This window comes from Pararobbsia silviterrae (assembly GCF_003628125.1).
Lineage (GTDB): Bacteria > Pseudomonadota > Gammaproteobacteria > Burkholderiales > Burkholderiaceae > Pararobbsia > Pararobbsia silviterrae.
Genome location: NZ_RBZU01000008.1, coordinates 22,009 through 41,402, shown reverse-complemented (window position 1 = coordinate 41,402; position 19,394 = coordinate 22,009). Strand labels below are relative to the sequence as shown.

The following is a 19,394-nucleotide window of genomic DNA, read 5'->3' as shown; positions in this document are numbered from 1 at the left end:
TCAACGGCTTTCTTTCGCAGATGCAAGGGTTCGTTAGCGCGCTTTGAGAAACGGCATCGATTCGAAGAAAACGATTTCTGCAATATCGATCGACCCGCGACAATCCAGGCGCATGAGCATCGATATCGATTCACACGGTCGAGGAGGATCGTCAAATGAGACACGCAGTCTTTACGGCACTCGCACTCGGCGCGACGTATCTCGCGCTTCCGGGCTCGATCCCGCTCGCGTATGCAGCCGACGCAAGCGCGAATGCAGACCCGTTCGTCACGCAACGCAACGCGATCCAGGCCGCGAATCAGGCATACCGGAAGGAAGTCGCGGTCGCCCAGCATGAGTTCGACCGCATCGAGAGCGCGGCCGACGCCGACTACAAGAAAGCCGTGGCACAGGCAAAAGCCGAGCGCAACAGGACCATCGCGCACATCAAGTCAAAAGGCTGATCGTGCGCGCGGTCCGCGTGCGCGATCGGTCTCAGGGTGTCGGGATCACGATCGCCACGCGGCGGTTTTGCGCGCGCCCCTCGGGCGTGCCGTTGTCCGCAACGGGATTGCGCTTGCCTTCGCCGAACGTCGTGATGCCTTCGCGAGGCATGCCGACTTCGGCGAGCGTATCGCCGACCGCGTCGGCACGACGTTTCGATAGCTTGTCGTTGTACTCGTCGCCGCCTGTCGCGTCCGTGTAGCCATAGACACGCACATGCGTGAGATCGACCTTGAGCAGGCTCTGCCCGACACGCTCGATCGTCGCCTTCGCGTCGCTACGCAGTTCGAACTTGTCCGAATCGAACAGCACGCGATCGTTGAGGCCGAGCGCCCATCCGTCGTCGGTCTGACGGAAACCCGCTTGTTCGAGCGCCGCGAGCTGGCTCTGCGACAACCCGACGCGCGGCGGCGCTGTCTGGCACCCCGCGAGCGCGCAGGCAACGAGCACCGCGCCGAACAGCGCACGGCTTGAGAAGCGCCGGATCGCGCAGCGTCCGGACGGCAATACTGAATGCGTGTACATGGTCTTCCCCGCTTGGACGTATCCGCCCCACTCCCGATCGAGACCCGCAATGCTTATCGCATACCGGGGACTCGATCCTCCCCCACCCTCACCACCTTCCCCACCTTCACAACAGGCCCTGCCGACGCGTCTATGCCGCGTCTTCGATATCCACGACACGCCACGCGCCGTCGCCCGCGCGCTTCGCGCGATACATCGCCGTATCGGCCGCACGCAGCAGGCTTGCCACATCGCCGCCGTGATCCGGAAACCACGCGATGCCCAGGCTGATCGACGTCGCGACCGATGAACCGTCGGGCAGCGGAATCGGCGCGCGCGTCGCATCGAGCAGCGCCTTCGCGACGTCGAACGCCGCCGTGCCGTCCTGCATATCGTCGAGCATCACGGCGAATTCGTCGCCGCCCAAACGCGCGACGACATCGCCCCTTCGCAAAGGCCCCCGAAGCCGCATCGCGGTCGCGACGAGCACGGCGTCGCCCGCGTCGTGACCCAGCGTGTCGTTGATCTCCTTGAAGCGATTGCTGTCGATGTAGAGCACGGCGATCTTGCGGTTTCCGGCACGCGCTTTCTCGATCGCGTCGTGCAGAAGAAACTCGAAGTACGCGCGATTGGGCAGGCCGGTCAATGCGTCATGATTGGCCTGATGACTCAGCGTCGCGTTCTGTTCGCGCAGCGAGTGCTGCCAAATCTCCAACTCGTCGAGCAACGCGTTGAAGTCGTCTCCGAGCTCGCGCAATTCGACGATCGGCGTCGGCCCCACGCGTCGGTCGAACGAGCGCTCGCGACGCACCGCGTACGCGACGTCGGCAAGCTCACGCAACGGCGCGACGATGTCGCCATGCATGCGTTTCGCGATCAGGCCGCCGACGCAGATGGTCACGAGCACGCATCCGAGCACGCCCGCGACGCCGCCCCAGACGAACAATGCAAACTGCCGTCCGCGGCCGTGTACCTCGAGATACCCGACCACGGCACCGCCGTGCGTGATCGGCAAAACGACGGGCGGCGGCAGGGCAAGCGACGCGAGGCGCGTCAGAAACGGAATCGAGCCACGCGACGTATCGTCCCATTGCGCGAGCGGGCGGTGATGCAGATCGGTCACGCGGACATGATCGACATCTTCGAGCGGCGCGATCTGCGCGATCGCATCGTGCGCGGCGGCGTTGTCGCCGAACACGACCGCGGCCTCGGCCGTATACGCAAGCGAGCGTGCCACGAGATGCAAGTTGTCGTCCGCATACGCACGCAACGCCATCCATGCGACGAGAATCAGCGGAATCGCCGCCGTGGAAATCGCGAGCACGGCGAAGCGCGCGTAGGTCCGCCGCAACACGCCGCGCAGGGACGTATCGCGTCCTTGCTCAGCGGGGACGGAGCCGCCCTGCCGCAGAACGGAAGCCGATGTCGTGTCCTGATTCATGGCGTGCCCAGCTTGCGCGCGAGTTCCAACACTCTCGGGCTCACGCGGACGCCGCCTCGCGAGATGCTGTCGAGATTGATATCGAACGACACGCGCACGTCGTCGACATGAATGCAGAACATCGCGCCCTTCGTGCAGGCGCGATCGTTTTCATCGATCGTCAGGATCGGGTGGCCTGCGATGCGCGCGAACAGATCGCCGCGCTCGGCGTCGGACAGCGCACCGACATACACCGCATCGCACTGCGTCGGCAAAGCGTCGTCCGTGACAAGGCGTGCCTTGATCGAGGTCGGAGGCGCAAACGGCAGCGTCGTATCGCTCGCCGCGGTCGTCCAGTCGTGCGGCGTCCCGACGACGCACAACCGGACGTTCGACAAGCCGCTCGGCCAGTGCGTATAGCTGACGATCCCCGATACCGCGCGGCGCACCGCGCCATTCGCGTCGTTCGGCGTCGCGGCGTCGGGAGGATTTGGAGAATTGGGCGGCGTCTGTGCGAAAGCGCACGTTGCCGACACGAGCGTCATCGCGAGCGCTGCTCGCACCACCCGCTCAAACGATGCTTTCAAACCGCTGGCAGGGACCCCGTCCGTGATCGCTTTCGACGTTTTCATATTTATGGCGACGCATGAAGCCTGACGATCCGCGCATCCGATGCGTCTTCGATCCGATCGTCGTGCCATTCATCTCAATATGACTTCGGCGCGAGTATAACAGTCGGTCCCTTACGTTTTGGTGTCCAACGTCGAGACGTTGCGTGACGGGATGACGTGTCGGGGCATGACCGAAACACGACGGGGCGCAACGGGATGCGGACGATACGGCGTCGGCCGCGGAGATCCGTTTGCACGCGCCGAACGACGCCTCGAACACACTCATCGAGGCAGTCGACACGCGCACGACATTCGCACGTCATGCACGCTCGGCATCCGATCGGCATCTGTTGTTATGGCAGTTTCAGATACGAGGCAGCAACGATCGTCGCGCGGCTCGATGGTACGTGCGATGCGAACGCTGCGGGCGCTATCGCGCCGGGGACTGCATGAAACGTTAGTGGATATCGATCGAGACGGGCGAACCGACGGTCAACGGCGACGACGTATCGCCCTGGCTGCCCACGGCATCGGGGCTCGACGCTTGCTGCGTTTCACCGAGATTCGCCTCGAAAACCTTGGCCTGATTACTGACCTTCGTCGAGTACTTCTTGCCGCCGCCATAGCTGCGCAAACCCGCCTCGACATCGCCGCCGGCCGAGTCGACGTAGCCGCTCAGGATCTCGGAGCCCGTCTCGATGTTGGTCGTCGGTTCAGTGAGGTCCTTGCCCTTGACCAGTTGCCGATGCGACGACGGAACGATCTGCATGAGTCCCGTCGCGCCATTCGCGCCGTGCGCCTTTTCCCGGAAACGCGATTCGATGGTGATCACGGCAAGCAGCAGCGAGGGCGGGAGCGAATACTTGGACGCCGATTTCATCACTGCATCGGCAATCTCGTCGGCCTTCGCGCGCGCCACGCCGAACCGCTCGGCGAGCAGCGCCGATACCTTCTCGGTTTTCGCGGCCAACGACGATTCGACCGGCTCGGGTTGATCCGCGAGCGCAATCTGATTCAGTCCAAGCGCGAGGGCCATCAGGCAAAGGATGCGTCGCATGACTCGGCGTAGTCCTATGGAGCCGCGATTATAGCGGCATCAATAAATGCCGACACCCGGGGGCGTCCCGAGCCCCAAACGCCCATTAAATGGGACGTTTGTTTGCACACACCCAAACCGGAATCCCTTTGAACAGCGGGCGTCCGCGTGGTATTCACGATCAGGGTCGGTCGATTTGACCGCTCATACCCGACTCTTAAGCAAGGTTATTGAGCCGGCTTGCGTGCGTCCCTGTACTGACAAGCGTACGCGGCTTGGCGACAATTGAGCCCTTACGAATTCGATTCAGACGCACGTTTGACATACCGCACCATGGCTCGCGCACTCCCCCGCCCCCAAACCCGCGGCGAAGAACTCGCCAACAGCATCAGTCACGGCGCAGGTTGCCTGATTGGGATCATCGGACTCGTGCGCGTCGTCTTCGACGACCGCCATGCCGGAACGACGGCCGATCTCGTCGGCCTCGTCATCTATGCGATCACGATGTCGGCGCTCTACATGACGTCGGCGATCTATCACGGACTCGCGGACGGGCGCGCGAAGCAGATTTTCATGAAGCTCGACTACTGCGCGATCTATCTGTTTATCGCGGGCACCTACACGCCGTTCACGCTCGGCGTGCTGCACGGCGACTGGGGATGGGCATTGCTCGTCGCGGTCTGGGCGCTTGCGCTGATCGGCGTCGTCATGCGGGGCTTCGACGTCCTCTCGCATCCGTACATCACGACGGCGCTCTACCTGCTCATGGGCTGGCTTGTGTTGTTCGCGATCCGACCTTTGCTCGCGCATGTGCCGGCGGCCGGCATTGCGTGGCTCGTGGCCGGCGGCGTGGCCTACACGGTCGGCGTCGTGTTCTATCTGCTCGACAGCCGATTCAAGTTCGCCCACCTCGTCTGGCATCTATTCGTCATCGCGGGCTCGGTCTGTCACTTCGCCGCGGTCGCGGGGTATGCATCGATCACGCCGCTGGCGTGATCGATGTTCGCTTGATCGATGCTCGATGCTCGATGCTCGATGCGACTGAAGCGCCCGCGGCGCGTCAGTTCTCAATGGCGGGGTCGGTCTCGGGTGTTTTGATGCCGTTGCCGTTACCGTCGCGCGTCTCGGGCATCGCGGCCCAGACAAGCAGCACGGCCAGCGCACCCGCCGCGGCGAGCCCCATGAACGCCATCCGGTCGCCGAACCGATCGGCCGCGAAGCCCGCGAGCGAGGTGCTCAGCGTGGCGCCGATGCCGGCCGCCAGTCCGAATACGCCGATACAGAGGTTGTAATGCCCGCGCTCGCCGCCGACGTCGACGGCGATCAGCGGGAGCATCACGCCGAACACCGCCGCGCTCAAGCCGTCGAGGAGTTGGACCGGCACGAGCAGATACGGCGTGCTGACCCCCGCGAACAACAGGGCCCGCAACGGCAGCGCGGAAAAGCCGAGCAGCAGGATCGGCCGGCGTCCCCATTTCTGCGCGGAGCGACCGACCCACGGCGACAGCGCGGCGACGACCATCTGCGGCACGATGATGCACGCAGCGATCACGAGCTGCACGTTGTCGCCCATATGGGCAGTCACGTCGCCGGCCGCGAGATTCAGCATCGCCGCGTTCGACAGGTGAAACAGGATCACGCAGAGCGCAAAGACCAGCAGCCGCTTGTCACGCAGAAGTTCGCGCAATGTGTCCCGCGCGGTATGACGCTTTGCATCGGCGGGGTCCTTGGCTGCGGGGATCGGCGCGCGCGCGGGTTCGATCATGGTCAGCGCGATGAGCGCCGGCACGGCGAGCGCGGCCGTAAGCCAGAAGATCGAGCGGATCGACACATACTGTCCGAACAATCCCATGAGCGTCGCGGCGATCGCGCTGCCGATCGATGCGAAGCGCGCATTGCGTCCGAGCCGGTCGCCGAGATTCATGCGGCCGACGAGGGCGAATGAAATTGCCGCGATGGCCGGCGTGATCATGCAACTCGCGAACCCGTGGAAGATTTCGGCGGTCAGCACAGGCAGCCACGTCGGGCTGATGCCGAGCAGCAATGCGCAGAAGATCAGCGCGAGAATCGCGACACCGGCCGCGCCGCGCTTGCCGGGAAGCGCATCGATGAGGATCCCCGCGGGGATCTGACTCGCCATGGCGGTCACGGTGCCGACGCTGAGCATCAGTCCGATTTCGCCTTGCGTCCATTTCTTGGAGGCGAGGTACGACGCGATGAAAGGTCCAAAGCCCGTTTGTACGTCGGCAATGAAGAAATTCAGCCAGTCGAGCGCTCGCAGACTACGTGCATTAGCCATGTTTTATTTAGGCGAGCGTGTTGAGGAAGCCGTATCGACCGCGGAGGCGCCTGCCGGCGGCGCGGCCGCGCTTGCGGGCTGGGCCACGGGCGTGACGGCGTCGACCGGTTTGTCGGCCTGATACGAGGGCGAAGCCTTGATCTGCGCGTCGCTCATATCGAGCCGCAGCGACAGTTCGTGATCCTTATCGACAAACATCAGGGCAGACCACGAGACGGCAATGTTCCTGACGTCATGACCGATCGAATTGCTGACGTCGAGGATGACGGCCTGCGGCTGCGCGGCGCCGTCGATAAGGACATCGACGACACGGCCGACGCGGTCGCCGTCCTTTCGGAGCGCCTTCGAGTCGGACATCGTGAGCGCAAGCGGTCCGGGAGCCTCGGCTTGCGCCTTCGGCTTCGCCTCGGCCGCCGAGGGGGGCGCGCCCGACGGCAGCGTCAGCGTGATCGGCACTTTGCGCGCGACGGTTCCGTTGAACCGGAACGCGGCGAGCGGGAAATTCATCTTGCGGTCGCCGACCCCGAGGAAACCGTTCAAATTGACGACGATCTGATCGGGTTGCCCCTTCGCGTTGACGACCATATCGATGACGCGGCCGATCACCTTGCCGTCAGGACGCTGGACTTCGGTGTCGAGCACGCCGTGCGACTGTTCGGGAGCGAGACGTTTGACGGTCACGAGCGGCGGCGGAGGCGGTGGCGCGGGCGCGACGACGGGCGGCGGAGGCGCCGGTGCCGGTTGCGGCTTGGGCGCGACGCGTCGCGGCTTGCGGGGGTGCTGCGGCGATTCCGGCGGCTCTTCGGACTCGGGGGGCGGCTCGACGACCGCGACGGGCTCGGATGCGGGTTCGGGGACGGTCTCGACGCAGGCGTCCGATGCCGGACATGGCGGCACTTCGACGATCGGTGCGGACGGATGCTCGAACAGGCCGCACCCGGCGAGGACAAACACCATCAGGCACGCCGGGACACACCATCGCGCGACCAGACGCGCTAAACCACCAGTCATCGAAACACACTCCCAATGTCGAGGGCATGCTCTGGATGCCGGCGCGCCGGCATCCAGATGCGGGGGCCGGGCCGGCCGAACGGCGAGCGTGCCGCGCACGCCTCCCATCCTCGTAGCGCGCCGATGGCGCGGAACCGCCAGCAGGCCGCGTGCCACTGCGGCCTGTTCGTTCGCTTCGAACCCCGCATGGTATTCGATTCCGTAGTGACGGCGCTAGTTTGGGGCCGGCCGGCGCAAGGCGAGATCGGACCATTGACGATCCGCCGCATGCCGAACGACGACCCTTATCGCTGTCATCAAGCCCCTGCATGCGAAACGCATCTCATCGAGGGGTTCGGGATATTGGCCGTTAGTTGCGAATATTGAGATAGCCGACTGCGTTCAGAAGCGCCATTGAACGCCCGCGCCGGCTCGCGCGCCCGAGAAACCCCGGCCGAACGCCCGGTTGAATTCGATATCCACATTGAGCAGCGTGAACGCGCCGATGCGCCCCGAGATCCCGAATCCGGCGTTCCAGCCGCTGCCCGCCGGCGACGTCGAATACTGCGTATCGCCGATACGGTGAGCCATCGGCGGACCGCCGCCGATCGTCACGCCCGCCAGCACGTAGGGGACGAGCGTCGTACGCCCGGGTTCGAACGTCTGCGTCGCGCGAACGCTGAAGCGCGCGGCAACCGCGCGCTCGGCCGCAAAACGGCAGGGGTTGCCGTCGCTATCGACTGTGTCGATCATTCGGACATCGACATAGGTCGCCGTGAGTGCGGGCATCAATGTCACGCCATAGGGCAGCGCGAACGACACCCCCGTTTCGGCAAGCATCGACAGGCCCGCACCGCCCGTTGACGCGACCTCCTGCCGCGCGTTCCGCACATCGAAATTCAGAGTGTCGAACTTAACGAGACCGCGCTCGTACAAGCCCTGGAGACTGTCGTCGTGCCGATGCAGGATCTGGAATCCGAGCCCGGCCGTGCGCACGCGCGCGCGATCGCCTCCCCCCGGCGAGACGCCGCTCACGGTGGCCTCGGCGATATCAAAGCCGACGTCGAGGCGTGTCGAGCCGCCCGCCCGCCGCACTTCGACAAGGGGCAGACCGATCAGAACGCCGCGCTCTGTCGTTCTGAAGCCGTAGACGCGGCCCGCATCGCCGACGTCGCCGTGAAAGCGCGCGAGCCCGCCGAAGATCGTCGCGAATCCGCGCGGGCCGGCCGGGGGCATCGCGGCGTCGAGTCGCGACGTCAACGCCACGGACGTGCCCCAATTGAGCAACGCCGAGCGCAGCACGTTCGTTGCGGCCTCAGGCAACGACATGTATGTCATCGCATGAGGCGACTCGGGACGCACGGGCGGTGTAGCCGGCGACGCGACCGATTCGATCGCTTGATCGGCACGCGCATTTTCGGTCGAGCCAAGCTGGGGCTGGGTCTTATCGGCGTTGCCGAGATCATCCTTGGCCGGACGGTCCTCAGTCGATCCGGCCTCGGCCACGCCATCGCTCGTTGGACTCCGATGGACGGGGCGATCGTTTATCGGGCTGTCGTTCGTTGAACCAGCGTGGGTCAGGGCGTCGTTCGCCGAGCTGTCGTTTTTCAGGCTGTCGTTTGCCGGGCCCTCGTTTGCCGGGCTGCCGTTTGTCGAACTGTTGTTTGTCGAGCTGTCGTTCGGCGTGTTGACACTCGCCGGGTCGTCGCTTGCCGGACTGCCGCTCGCTGGACTGTCGTTCGTGGTGCTGTTATTTGCCGAGACCGCCGTGGCATGGTCGTCCTTGGCGAAATCTTTCACCGCAGCGCCATCATGGGTCTCGCCGGCGTCGGACCGCCCCTTCGCCGTCGCCGAAGCGACATGGATGGGCGTGCCACTGGCCGGACCGCCCACGTTCCGGCCATCCTCGGCAGTTTGAGCCCGCGTGTCGTCGATACGCACGTCAACGCCGTCATCGAGATCACGTCTCGGACGCGCCTGCTCGCCCTCCGACGCGCCCTGGCCCGCTTGAGTCTTCGTGCCCTCCGCACTACCGAGCGCATCGGCCGAAAGCACGTCGAACACGGGCCCTTCGGACTTGGACGGCACCGCCTTGGCCGTCGCGTCCGTCGGCATCCCCTCCTCCGTTGACGGATCGATCGACGAATCCTTCCGCTGCGCATCCACCGGTACAGGGCCTTCCAGCGGATCGATCGTCGGCGATGCATCGTGCTGAAGCGCATCCGCGGGACCCGGGATCCTCGCGGGCGCATTGATCGTCACCGCATCCGGCTTCGACAACAGCGTCTCGCCCGTCGATACCTCATCGAGCCCCGCGTTCTTCGGAGGCAACGCTTCGGTCGATACTTCCTTCGGCGGCTGATCCTTCGTTGCCGGATTGTCCGGCGACTCGTCCTTCGGCGAGACATCTTCGGATCGCACAGCATCCTTCGATGACCCATCCTCCGCGTTATTCATCGACGTCCGCGTATCGACGAGACGGTCATCCGGCAAGGTCGTATCGACGACCGGGGCGGCCGGCGGTGTCACGCTCGGATCGGGCGCCTTGCGCGTCGCGAGCCGAAAATCCCAGAATCCTTCGTCGCCGGCCACGAGTCGCTGCTTGCGATCGCTGGTGCCCGGCGCGAACGCCATCAGCTCGTACTGATACTTGGCGCCTGTCAGTGCATGGCCGGCCAGCACGAAACTGCGCGGCGTCGCGCGGCCGCCGACCTGCACGAGCGAAATCCCTTCGTCGGGCTGAATCTCACCGTCCCCGTTGCGATCGGTCTGCGCGCCCAGTTCGATCGGCACGACCTCGATCACGTGAACGCCCGTCACATCGCCCGTGACCAACACACGATCGGTACGTTGGGCATCGAGCGCTCCGCCCTCGTTGATAACCGTGCGCAAACGCAGCGTCGCGACATCCTTGAGGGGCGGCACGTTCTCCGACACGCGGGGCTCGACCTCGTTGGATCCGACGTCATTGGACGCAACGTCATTGGCCTCCGGCCCCGGCTCGTACGTGACCGAATCCACGTCCAAAGGCGTCGACGCCGCGCCGCTTGTCAGGCCCGTACCGGCATGCGAGCTTGCGGCGGCGGGCGACGCGTGCGTGCCGTCGGCGGATTGAACCGGCTCCACCGAGTCACGCTTCGCCGACGCGTCGCGCCCTGCCGCGCCCTCGGCGCCGGCCGCGACCGGCGCCTGTTCGACGTCCGCGTCTCGTCCGGCCACCGCGCCGTCGACGACCAGGATCTGTCCGACACGCGAAGCCGAATTGAACTCGACCACACCTCGATTGTTCAAGGCCGCAATCCGCATCGAACCCTCGAAGGCCGTTCGCGCCTGCACGCCGACATCGAACGAAGCCCGTACGCGTACGGCGTCGACCGATCCTGCCCCCGACGCTGCGCCACCCGCGGTCCGAAATCCTCCGCGGAACACACCGTGGTCGCGCAATTCGAGCCGCACATAGGAATGCGGATCGATACGGATGTCGCCCTCAACCGTCGAATGATCCGAAATGATGATGCGCGCGCCCACCGGTCCCTGCGGCGTGGGCAAAACATTGATCGCGACGGGTGAATGAAGCCGCGCATGCCGCGTCACGATCAGCGTCGAATCCGAATCGACCTCGATCGCAGGTTCGGGCCGTTGTCCCCAATCGAGGTTCATGTCGACGATTTCGAGGACGGAGCCATTGCGAACGGAGACAAGCGATGTTCCCGGCGCTTCGGCCTCCAACGTCGTATCGGTCAGCGACGCGCGCGCATGCTCGAGACGCAGCGCGACCGAGCCCGATCCGATCGTTCGGATATCGACGCCGTGTGCGACGAGTGTCGCGTCGCTCTTCAGGAGTACACCCGGCGTCTGCGCGGCGCGCGTCTCGATCCGCGCACGCTCGCGTGTCCCGTCGGACAAGACGACATCGCCGATATCGAGTGCGCCGTCCTTCATCGCCAATGCGCCGTTTGCTCGTTCGCCGATCGTCGAGACCGTACCGCCTCGGAATGCGAGCGTACCCGACCGTCTGACATGGATTCCGATCGCTTCGTCGCCGTGCGTCTTGACGACACTGCTGTCGGCGCGCAGCGTCGCCGCGTCGCTCACCATGCCGTACGCGCTGGGCTCCAGCGTCACCACCCGAATCCGATGCGCGTCGGCGACCGCGGCGTCGCGCACGTATAGCGCGTAGGCCCGCGCAAAATAGACATACAGTTCGGCGTCGGCAAGGTCGAACACCGCGTCGCGGCCCGCTACCCGGATCGCCGAATGCCCCGGGTCTCGAGCGTCCGAGAAATACCGCCCGCCGCTCTTGCGCAGATTGCCGGCATGCAACATATCGATGAACGGGATCGGCCACGGCGGCAGCTTCGGTAGCGCGTCATCCGCGCGCGAATCGAAAACGAACGCAGCGCTCAGCACGACGGCCACGATTTTCCGACGCATGCGCGGCACATACGCTCGCACACGCGCGGATTGACACGCCCGCGTCGGCGCGTCGACCGGCGTCGGTCGAACAGCCCCTTTGCGGATCCCCTGCACACGCTCTGGCATCGATTGAACCTCGTTCGGATGGCGTCCACCATGTAGATGAATCCTCTGGCGACCGAACGAAATGTGCCAAATCGAGATACATATCTATATCGCTTAACTACGTTGCATTCGTAGGACTTTCCTGAATTATGCGAAACATCCGTCCGTGCTCACGCCTACCCAAAGGCGCGCTTAACGGTCTTTCAAGAAAACGGCACGACCATCAGACGAACGAGTGCCGAAGCCGGCGTCTTCACCCGAGCGCGTGATGCGCCCGCTTCGGACTTCGGCTCAATATCCGTCACACCGGCTTCCGCTTTCCCGAGACGATGAAAGTTCGCACCCTTTCCGGCTCCATTGCTGCTGCACCGTCTGATTCACGTATGCGGCACACACGGCACAACCGAAACGGCTGATATGCCCGTATCGATGCGACAGATCACACCGCACGCCACCGCTTCGATGACGGCCCCTCTCGCGCTCAAAACACATCCCGTTAGCGTCGATTGCCGCTCACCGCTCGTCGACAAGACAATTATTTTCATTAAAAACAAAGACTTGATTTGAAATCAAGAAAACATCATTAGCAAGTGACGATTCGGTTGTAGTCGTGTATCGATCGGCTTGCTTTAATGCCTCACCCTGCGTGCCGTCAGCACGCTCGATCCGTACCGTTCTCTATCAAGGATGCGTGGATGATTTCATTTCGAAGTGATGCCGGGCTCTTGTTTGCTACGCACTACGAAACGCTTACGCATCGTTTTCAAAAGGCATTCGCACGAGTTTCAGAAGATGCGAAAGCGCCGCGTGGTGCGCTAAGTGCCTGCCCAGCGCCCTTATCGCTTCTGCGACGCGCATGACTCACGCGTTCGATCGTCGTTGATTCAAATCACACGGCGCGGCATGCCGCATTCGGCCAGACGACACCGGGAGCGTGATCCTCGGCCGGATGATCGACGTGGCCGACGCCTCGTATGTCCGGCAGATCAATACCGGACTCTCTCGCGATGAAAAGTGACTGCCATGAGCAAACACATTCGCTTTAACGCCTTTGAAATGAATTGCGTGGGTCATCAATCGCCGGGCTTATGGGCCCATCCGCGCGATCGTTCCTGGCAATACAAAGACCTCGATTACTGGACCGATCTCGCACAGGTGCTGGAAAAAGGGATCTTCGACGGCATTTTCATCGCTGACGTCGTCGGCTACTACGACGTCTATAAGGGCAGCAACTACCACGCGATTCATCAGGCGGCGCAAATTCCCGTCAACGATCCGCTGCAGCTCGCGGCGCCGATCGCCATGGTGACCCGACATCTCGGGATCGGCATCACGGCATCGACGACCTTCGAGCATCCGTACACGTTCGCGCGGCGGATATCGACCGCCGACCACCACACCAAGGGACGCGTCGCCTGGAATATCGTCACGTCCTATCTGGAGAGCGGTGCAAAAAATATCAGCGAAGGCGGGTTGCGCGATCACAGCAACCGCTATGAGGTCGCCACCGAATACGTCGAGGTGCTCTACAAGCTGTTCGAGGGCAGTTGGGAAGACGGCGCCGTCGTCCGCGACCGGCATGATCGTGTCTTCACAAACCCCGACAAGGTTCACGAAATCGGCCACAAGGGAAAGTTCTTCGAGGTGCCCGGTTATCACTTATGCGAGCCGTCGCCGCAACGCACGCCCGTCCTGTTTCAGGCGGGCGCATCCGGTCCCGGCAAAGCATTTGCCGCGCGACATGCCGAGTGCGTGTTCGTCGCCGCGCCGACACAGTCGGTGCTCAAGAACTACGTGGCCGATGTGCGCCGCCAAGCCGCCGAAGCCGGACGCGATCCGCGCAAGATCCTGATCTATAACCTCGTCACGGTCATCGTCGACGAGACGGACGCGAAAGCACACGCGAAGTTCGAAGACTACAAACGCTACGTGTCCTACGACGGTTCGCTCGTGTTCATGTCCGGTTGGACGGGGATCGACTTCGGTCAATACGCGCCCACCGATCTCGTCAAGCGCGTGGAGACCAACGCCATCGTATCGGCGGTCGAGCATCTCGCCGGCGGCGACAAAGCCTGGACCATCGAAGAACTCGCGACGTGGGGCGGCATCGGGGGATTGGGGCCCGTGTTTGTCGGCTCGGCGACGACGGTCGCCGACATTCTTCAGCAATGGGTCGAGGCGACGGACGTGGACGGCTTCAACCTCGCCTACGCGGTCGCGCACGAGACCTTCGAAGACGTGGTTCACCATCTCGTTCCCGAGTTACAGCGGCGCGGCGTGTATCCGAGCGCCTATCAGCCGGGAACGCTGCGCGAAAAACTATTCGGCTCGGGTCCATTGTTGCCGCCTGAACACCCTGGGGCGCAGTTTCGCGACATCGAACGCGTCAAGCGTGAAGCCGCCGCCCAGTCCGAGGATATCCCGGCAACGCCGCGCGAATTCGAAACAATCAAGTGAGACGCGACCATGACGAGTGCCTTGCTGAGCCTGCATAACGTTTCACTGTCGTTCGAGGGCGTCCATGCGATTTCGAATATTGGCTTCGAGGTCGCCCAAGGCGAGATCTGTGCATTGATCGGACCGAATGGCGCCGGCAAGAGCTCGTTGTTGAACGTCATCAATGGCATCTACCGCGCCGACGCCGGCGACATTGTCTTCGACGGCACGCACTTCAAGCGAATCTATCCGCGTAAGGCCGCGTTGCTCGGCATCGGACGGACCTTCCAGCACAACGCGCTGTTCGACAGGCTGTCGGTACTCGATAACGTGCTGGCGGGCTTGACACGGCACAGCCGGACCGGCTTCCTCGAGCACGCCTTCCGCGTGGGACGCGACCCTCGCGAGCGGCATGATTTTCGAGCGCGGGCCGACGCGATGATCAGCTTTCTCGAACTGGACGCTTATCGCAACGCGCGTGTCTCGACGTTGCCCTATGGCGTTCAAAAGCGTGTCGATCTCGCCCGCGCGCTTGTCGGTCAACCGAAACTCCTTCTGCTCGATGAACCGATGGCCGGGATGAACCAGCACGAAAAAACGGTGATGAGCCGCTTCATCGCCGCCATCAATCGCCAGTTCGGCACCACCGTCATTCTGATCGAGCACGACATCGGTGTCGTGATGGGTCTGTCGAATCACGTCGTGGTACTCGACTACGGGCGCAAGGTGGGCGACGGCACACCCGATGAAGTGCGGCACAACCCCGAAGTCATCAAGGCCTACCTCGGCACCGTTCACTAAAGCGCGGGCATCCATGAACCTGTTTCTTCAAACGCTTATCGGCGGACTGCTGGCCGGCGTGATGTATTCGCTGGTCGCCATCGGCTTTGTACTCATTTACAAGGCATCGGGCGTATTCAACTACGCACAGGGGGCGATTCTATTGTTCGGCGCACTGAGTTTCGTGACGCTCACGGAACACGGCGCGCCCTTCTGGCTCGCGTTGCCCATCACCGGTGCGGCGATCATCGTCGCCTCGATCCTGATCGAGCGGCTCGTGCTGAGACCGCTGATCAATCGCGATCCGTTGACGCTCTTCATGGCGACACTGGGCCTGAGTTTCGTGATCTACGGACTGGTTCAGCTCTTTTTCGGTTCCGACGTGCACATGCTCGATCTCGGCATCGACGACGTACCGCTCGCGATCGGCGGCATCTCCGTGAGTCAGTTCGATCTCGTGGCGTCGGGCGCGGCGGTCACGCTCGTGCTGGTCCTGTCGATCGCGTTCAGCAAGACGCGCATGGGCATCTCGCTACGCGCGGTCGCCAACGACACGCTCGCCGCACAGTCGATCGGCATTCAACTGCCGCATATCTGGCGCATCGTCTGGAGCGTCGCGGGGCTCGTCTCGCTTGTGGCGGGGCTGCTCTGGGGCGCGCGTCAGGGTGTCCAGTATTCGTTGTCGCTGATCGCGCTCAAGGCCTTGCCGGTGCTGATCATCGGCGGCTTCTCGTCGGTCGGCGGTGCGATCGTGGCGGGCCTCCTCGTCGGCGCCACGGAAAGTCTCGCCGACATCTATATCGGCCCGCTCGTGAACGGCAGCGTATCGACCTGGTTTGCGTACATCCTCTCGGTCGGTTTTCTGCTCGTTCGTCCGACGGGACTCTTTGGCGATCGCGCGATCGAACGGGTGTGACATGACCAGACAAACACAAGGTGCCGAGTTGACGTCGATCCGTCCAATCACGGCGATTCCAGACAGTCCTAGAGACAAGCGCCCTCTTCTACTGTTCTGCGGCTTCGTCGTGCTGGCACTCGTGCCGTTGGCGGCCGGCGACTACCTGCTGAGCTCGATCCTGATTCCCACCGTCGTGATGGCGCTGGCGGCGGTCGGTTTGAATCTGGTCATGGGGTATGCGGGTCTCGTCTCATTGGGCTCGGCGGCCTTCATGTCGATCGGCGCGTTCTCCGCTTACAACTTGTTGCTGCGCGTGCCGATCCTGCCTTTGCCTGTCGTCATCGTGCTCGCGGGGCTGATCTCGGCTGCGGGCGGAGTCGTATTCGGTTTGCCCAGCCTGCGTATCAAGGGCTTTTATCTCGCGGCCTCGACGCTCGGCGCGCAGTTCTTCGTCGAGTGGCTGTTCACCAATTTCAATTGGTTTTCCAACGGCAGCCAGACGCTCACCATCTCGGCCCCGCGCCTCGAACTGTTCGGCCGCGATCTGAGTTCGCCGCAAGGCCGCTATCTGCTGGTGCTCGCAACCACGGCACTGCTGCTCTGGCTTGCGCACAATATCGTGCGCAGCCGCATCGGCCGCGACTGGACGGCCATTCGCGACATGGACACCGCCGCCGCCGTGCTCGGCGTGCAGATCGCGCCCCGAAAGCTGCAGGCTTATGGCGTGAGTTCGTTTATCTGCGGCATCGCCGGAACGCTCTGGGCCTTCGCGTACCTGGGCACGGCCGACGCGCACGCGTTCAGCCTCGACAAATCGTTCGAGGTGCTCTTCATCGTTCTGATCGGCGGCACCGCGAGCCTCGCCGGCAACTTTCTCGGCGCGGTTCTGATCGTTCTGCTGCCCATCGGACTCGAACGGCTCGTGGAAGCAACCGGCTTGGCAGACACCGTGAACATGGGGGCGTTGTCGAACCTGCAAAGCGTCGTGTTCGGCCTCGTGATCATTGTTCTCCTCATCAAGGAACCCGATGGGCTGATCGGACTGTCTCGACGCCTCTTTCGCTCCGCGACGGCGCGTGCCCATCGCGCAAGCCCCGACACGGCCTCAGTTGTCTCATCAAACCTCGAAAAGGATGATTCATGAATATCTCGTTCTCGAAGCGATTGCAGCGAACCGCCGGATTGCTGCTCGCCTGCGCACTGGGCGTCTCCTCGGTCGCCATGGCAGACGGCCATAGCGGCCAGCAACTGGCGCCCATATTCACGTATCGAACCGGACCTTATGCGCCCTCCGGCATTCCCTTCCTGGGCGGCAACCTCGACTACATCCGTTACGTCAATGAGGTCGAAGGCGGCGTGGACGGCGTGAAGATTTATGTTCAGGAATGCGAGACCGCGTATGAGATCGAGCGCGGCATCGAATGCTACGAGCACTACAAGAAGGGATACGACGGAGCGCCGACGGCAGCGATCTTTCCCCATTCCAGCGGATTGGATGTCGCGCTGACCGATCGCTCGCGCGCCGACAAGGTACCGATCGTCTCGCCGGGCGGCGGCCAAAATGTCGCCACCGACGGCCACGTGTTTCCGTATCTCTTTCCGTTACAGTTCGACTACTGGAGCGAAGCGCAAATCGTCGTCGACTATGTCGCGAAACAGGTCGGCGGTTACGACAAGCTGAAGGGCGTCAAGATCGCCACGCTCTATCACGATTCCGGCTATGGGCGCGACACGATCCAACCGCTCGACATCCTGTCGAAGAAGTATGGTTTCGTCGATATCCAGATCCCCGTGCCCCCGCCCGGAGAACAGCAGCAAGCGCAATGGGAAAAGATCAAGCAAGCCAACGCCGATTGGGTCTTCCTGCGCGGCTGGGGCGTCATGACGCCGGTGGCGATCAAGACCGCGGCGCGCGTCGGCTTCCCGGCCAACCGCATCATCGGCGATATCTGGAGCGGTTCCGAGGATGACGTCCGCCCGGCCGGCAGCGCCGCGAAGAATTATCTTTCGGTCTCGTTGTTTCCGTCGGGTACCGACTACCCGCTTCTTCAGGCACTGAAGACGCACATTCTCGACACGGGCAAATCGGACCTGAAGGACAAGAGCAAGTTCGGCTCCGTCTACTACAACTACGGCGTGATCGAAGCCGTCATCTTCGTGGAAGCGCTGCGCACCGGTCACAAGAAATTCGGCAATCGACCGCTCACCACGGAAGAAGGGCAATGGGCGCTCGAACATTTGAACATCGACGAAGCACGCATCAAGGAACTCGGCGCCGAGGGTCTGCTGAGTCCTTTGAAGACCTCCGTCGACAATCACAAGGGCGACGTGGCGGGCAAAATCATCCAGTGGGACGGCACGAAGTGGGTCGCGCAGACCGACTGGATCAAACCGGATCCCGCGCTATTCCACGACATTGTGTTTGCCAAGGCCGCGGCTTACGCGAAGGAAAAGGGCTTGACCGTCGGCTCGGCATCCAATTGAGACGTCAGGTCGCGATCCAACGGAGCACCTCATGAGTGAAACGGTACAGCCTCCCCTGCTCGAGGTCGATGACATCCATGCCCACTACGGTCAGGCAATCGAAGCCGTGCGCGGTGTGTCGCTGACCGTTCCTCAGGCAGGCATCGTCGCCCTGCTCGGCGCGAACGGCGCAGGCAAGACAACCACGCTCAAGGCCATCTCGAACCTACTTGGCCCCGAGCGCGGCACGGTCGGGCGGGGTCGAATTCTGTGGCGCGGCGAACCGGCCAACCGTCTGTCCGCGTCCGATCTCGTCAAACGCGGCATCGTGCAGGTACTTGAGGGGCGACGCTGCTTCGCGCAATTGACGGTCGAGGAGAATCTCCGGAGCGGGGGTTTTCTGCGCAGGCCGTCGTCACAGAAGCTCAAAGCGGATCTCGAACGCGTCTACACCTGGTTTCCGCGCCTGCGCGACAAACGCGCCACGCGGGCCGGGCTCACGTCCGGCGGCGAACAGCAGATGGTCGCCATCGGACGGGCGCTGATGACGCGCCCCTCGCTCGTGCTGCTCGACGAGCCTTCGATGGGCCTCGCGCCCATCATCGTCCAGGAGATATTCGAGATCATCGATGCGCTGCGCCGCGAGCAAGGCGTGAGCTTTCTGATCGCGGAGCAAAACGCGAATCTCGCGTTGCACTACGCCGATCATGGCTACGTGCTCGAGAACGGCGTGGTCGCCACTTCGGGCCGCGCGGCCGATCTGCGATTGCGCGACGACGTGACGGACTTCTATCTCGGCGCGCGCCGCGACCCTCAGGAGAAACCACACGAGCCGCCTCGCGTGCATCTCCCCGCCGGTGTCGCGACGCACGCATTGCCAGGCTGAGCGATACGACGTGCACGGTGGCGACGGCCTTCTCTCGAGCGATGTGCCTGGTTCACCGCGCGCTTAC

The 19,394-nt window shown here is 63.3% G+C and carries 15 protein-coding genes; 8 read left to right on the top strand and 7 right to left on the bottom strand.

Annotated features, from left to right (window positions below):
- The first annotated feature begins 155 nt into the window (after positions 1–155).
- The gene (locus D7S86_RS17570) at positions 156–443 is read left to right on the top strand and encodes a hypothetical protein (RefSeq protein WP_121088176.1); all 288 of its coding nucleotides are present in this window, start codon (positions 156–158) and stop codon (positions 441–443) included.
- 31 nt (positions 444–474) lie between these two features.
- Here D7S86_RS17570 and yfiB read toward each other — a convergent pair whose 3' ends face one another.
- The 4 genes from yfiB to D7S86_RS17545 all read right to left on the bottom strand — a co-directional run bounded on the left by yfiB (position 475) and on the right by D7S86_RS17545 (position 4,075).
- A complete protein-coding gene (yfiB, locus tag D7S86_RS17565; RefSeq protein WP_121088175.1) occupies positions 475–1,008 on the bottom strand; it encodes an outer membrane lipoprotein YfiB in 534 nt (177 codons plus the stop codon).
- A gap of 130 nt (positions 1,009–1,138) precedes the next feature.
- Positions 1,139–2,428, bottom strand: a complete 1,290-nt coding sequence (gene dgcN, locus D7S86_RS17560; protein ID WP_121088174.1) for a diguanylate cyclase DgcN/YfiN — start codon at positions 2,426–2,428, stop codon at positions 1,139–1,141.
- A complete protein-coding gene (gene yfiR / locus D7S86_RS17555) occupies positions 2,425–2,970 on the bottom strand; it encodes a regulatory sequestration protein YfiR (protein ID WP_158602010.1) in 546 nt (181 codons plus the stop codon). The genes dgcN and yfiR overlap by 4 nt, the downstream gene beginning before the upstream one ends.
- A gap of 505 nt (positions 2,971–3,475) precedes the next feature.
- Positions 3,476–4,075 carry a transglycosylase SLT domain-containing protein gene (locus D7S86_RS17545; RefSeq protein ID WP_121088171.1) on the bottom strand — a complete coding sequence of 200 codons (600 nt, stop codon included), beginning with the start codon at positions 4,073–4,075 and terminating at the stop codon, positions 3,476–3,478.
- A 312-nt stretch (positions 4,076–4,387) separates the two neighbouring features.
- Between D7S86_RS17545 and trhA the strand changes: the two genes are divergently transcribed.
- The gene (gene trhA / locus D7S86_RS17540; RefSeq protein ID WP_121088170.1) at positions 4,388–5,050 is read left to right on the top strand and encodes a PAQR family membrane homeostasis protein TrhA; all 663 of its coding nucleotides are present in this window, start codon (positions 4,388–4,390) and stop codon (positions 5,048–5,050) included.
- Positions 5,051–5,114: 64 nt separating this feature from the next.
- On the opposite strand, the gene D7S86_RS17535 is transcribed toward trhA, so the two are convergent.
- The 3 genes from D7S86_RS17535 to D7S86_RS17525 form a co-directional block, all read right to left on the bottom strand.
- Positions 5,115–6,353: an MFS transporter gene (locus D7S86_RS17535; RefSeq protein ID WP_121088169.1), complete on the bottom strand. Its 1,239-nt coding sequence runs from the start codon at positions 6,351–6,353 to the stop codon at positions 5,115–5,117.
- A 3-nt stretch (positions 6,354–6,356) separates the two neighbouring features.
- The gene (locus D7S86_RS17530) at positions 6,357–7,310 is read right to left on the bottom strand and encodes a PRC-barrel domain-containing protein (RefSeq protein WP_240648247.1); all 954 of its coding nucleotides are present in this window, start codon (positions 7,308–7,310) and stop codon (positions 6,357–6,359) included.
- Positions 7,311–7,745: 435 nt separating this feature from the next.
- A complete protein-coding gene (locus D7S86_RS17525; RefSeq protein WP_147432377.1) occupies positions 7,746–11,777 on the bottom strand; it encodes an autotransporter outer membrane beta-barrel domain-containing protein in 4,032 nt (1,343 codons plus the stop codon).
- Positions 11,778–12,887: 1,110 nt separating this feature from the next.
- Here D7S86_RS17525 and D7S86_RS17520 point away from each other — a divergent pair.
- The 6 genes from D7S86_RS17520 to D7S86_RS17495 are packed head-to-tail and all read left to right on the top strand — an operon-like array spanning position 12,888 to position 19,327.
- Entirely contained in the window at positions 12,888–14,321 is a 1,434-nt protein-coding gene (locus D7S86_RS17520; RefSeq protein ID WP_121088166.1) for an LLM class flavin-dependent oxidoreductase, read from the top strand.
- Positions 14,322–14,330: 9 nt separating this feature from the next.
- On the top strand, positions 14,331–15,101 hold the full coding sequence (locus tag D7S86_RS17515; protein ID WP_121088165.1) for an ABC transporter ATP-binding protein: 771 nt from the start codon (positions 14,331–14,333) through the stop codon (positions 15,099–15,101).
- A gap of 13 nt (positions 15,102–15,114) precedes the next feature.
- Positions 15,115–15,996, top strand: a complete 882-nt coding sequence (locus D7S86_RS17510; protein ID WP_121088164.1) for a branched-chain amino acid ABC transporter permease — start codon at positions 15,115–15,117, stop codon at positions 15,994–15,996.
- Between the two features lies 1 nt (position 15,997).
- Positions 15,998–17,122: a branched-chain amino acid ABC transporter permease gene (locus D7S86_RS17505; RefSeq protein WP_121088163.1), complete on the top strand. Its 1,125-nt coding sequence runs from the start codon at positions 15,998–16,000 to the stop codon at positions 17,120–17,122.
- Positions 17,119–18,462: an ABC transporter substrate-binding protein gene (locus tag D7S86_RS17500; RefSeq protein WP_121088162.1), complete on the top strand. Its 1,344-nt coding sequence runs from the start codon at positions 17,119–17,121 to the stop codon at positions 18,460–18,462. The genes D7S86_RS17505 and D7S86_RS17500 overlap by 4 nt, the downstream gene beginning before the upstream one ends.
- Before the next feature lie 31 nt (positions 18,463–18,493).
- Positions 18,494–19,327: an ABC transporter ATP-binding protein gene (locus tag D7S86_RS17495; RefSeq protein ID WP_121088161.1), complete on the top strand. Its 834-nt coding sequence runs from the start codon at positions 18,494–18,496 to the stop codon at positions 19,325–19,327.
- Positions 19,328–19,394: the final 67 nt, after the last annotated feature.

What these genes read in the sequence shown, in the direction of transcription:
- dgcN (WP_121088174.1), bottom strand. Translation starts at nt 2,428, where the DNA reads ATGAATCAGGACACGACATCGGCTTCCGTTCTGCGGCAGGGCGGCTCC.
- D7S86_RS17495 (WP_121088161.1), top strand. Translation starts at nt 18,494, where the DNA reads ATGAGTGAAACGGTACAGCCTCCCCTGCTCGAGGTCGATGACATCCAT.
- trhA (WP_121088170.1), top strand. Translation starts at nt 4,388, where the DNA reads ATGGCTCGCGCACTCCCCCGCCCCCAAACCCGCGGCGAAGAACTCGCC.
- D7S86_RS17545 (WP_121088171.1), bottom strand. Translation starts at nt 4,075, where the DNA reads ATGCGACGCATCCTTTGCCTGATGGCCCTCGCGCTTGGACTGAATCAG.
- D7S86_RS17525 (WP_147432377.1), bottom strand. Translation starts at nt 11,777, where the DNA reads ATGCGTCGGAAAATCGTGGCCGTCGTGCTGAGCGCTGCGTTCGTTTTC.
- D7S86_RS17500 (WP_121088162.1), top strand. Translation starts at nt 17,119, where the DNA reads ATGAATATCTCGTTCTCGAAGCGATTGCAGCGAACCGCCGGATTGCTG.
- D7S86_RS17510 (WP_121088164.1), top strand. Translation starts at nt 15,115, where the DNA reads ATGAACCTGTTTCTTCAAACGCTTATCGGCGGACTGCTGGCCGGCGTG.
- D7S86_RS17515 (WP_121088165.1), top strand. Translation starts at nt 14,331, where the DNA reads ATGACGAGTGCCTTGCTGAGCCTGCATAACGTTTCACTGTCGTTCGAG.
- D7S86_RS17570 (WP_121088176.1), top strand. Translation starts at nt 156, where the DNA reads ATGAGACACGCAGTCTTTACGGCACTCGCACTCGGCGCGACGTATCTC.
- yfiB (WP_121088175.1), bottom strand. Translation starts at nt 1,008, where the DNA reads ATGTACACGCATTCAGTATTGCCGTCCGGACGCTGCGCGATCCGGCGC.
- D7S86_RS17530 (WP_240648247.1), bottom strand. Translation starts at nt 7,310, where the DNA reads ATGGTGTTTGTCCTCGCCGGGTGCGGCCTGTTCGAGCATCCGTCCGCA.
- D7S86_RS17535 (WP_121088169.1), bottom strand. Translation starts at nt 6,353, where the DNA reads ATGGCTAATGCACGTAGTCTGCGAGCGCTCGACTGGCTGAATTTCTTC.
- D7S86_RS17520 (WP_121088166.1), top strand. Translation starts at nt 12,888, where the DNA reads ATGAGCAAACACATTCGCTTTAACGCCTTTGAAATGAATTGCGTGGGT.
- D7S86_RS17505 (WP_121088163.1), top strand. Translation starts at nt 15,998, where the DNA reads ATGACCAGACAAACACAAGGTGCCGAGTTGACGTCGATCCGTCCAATC.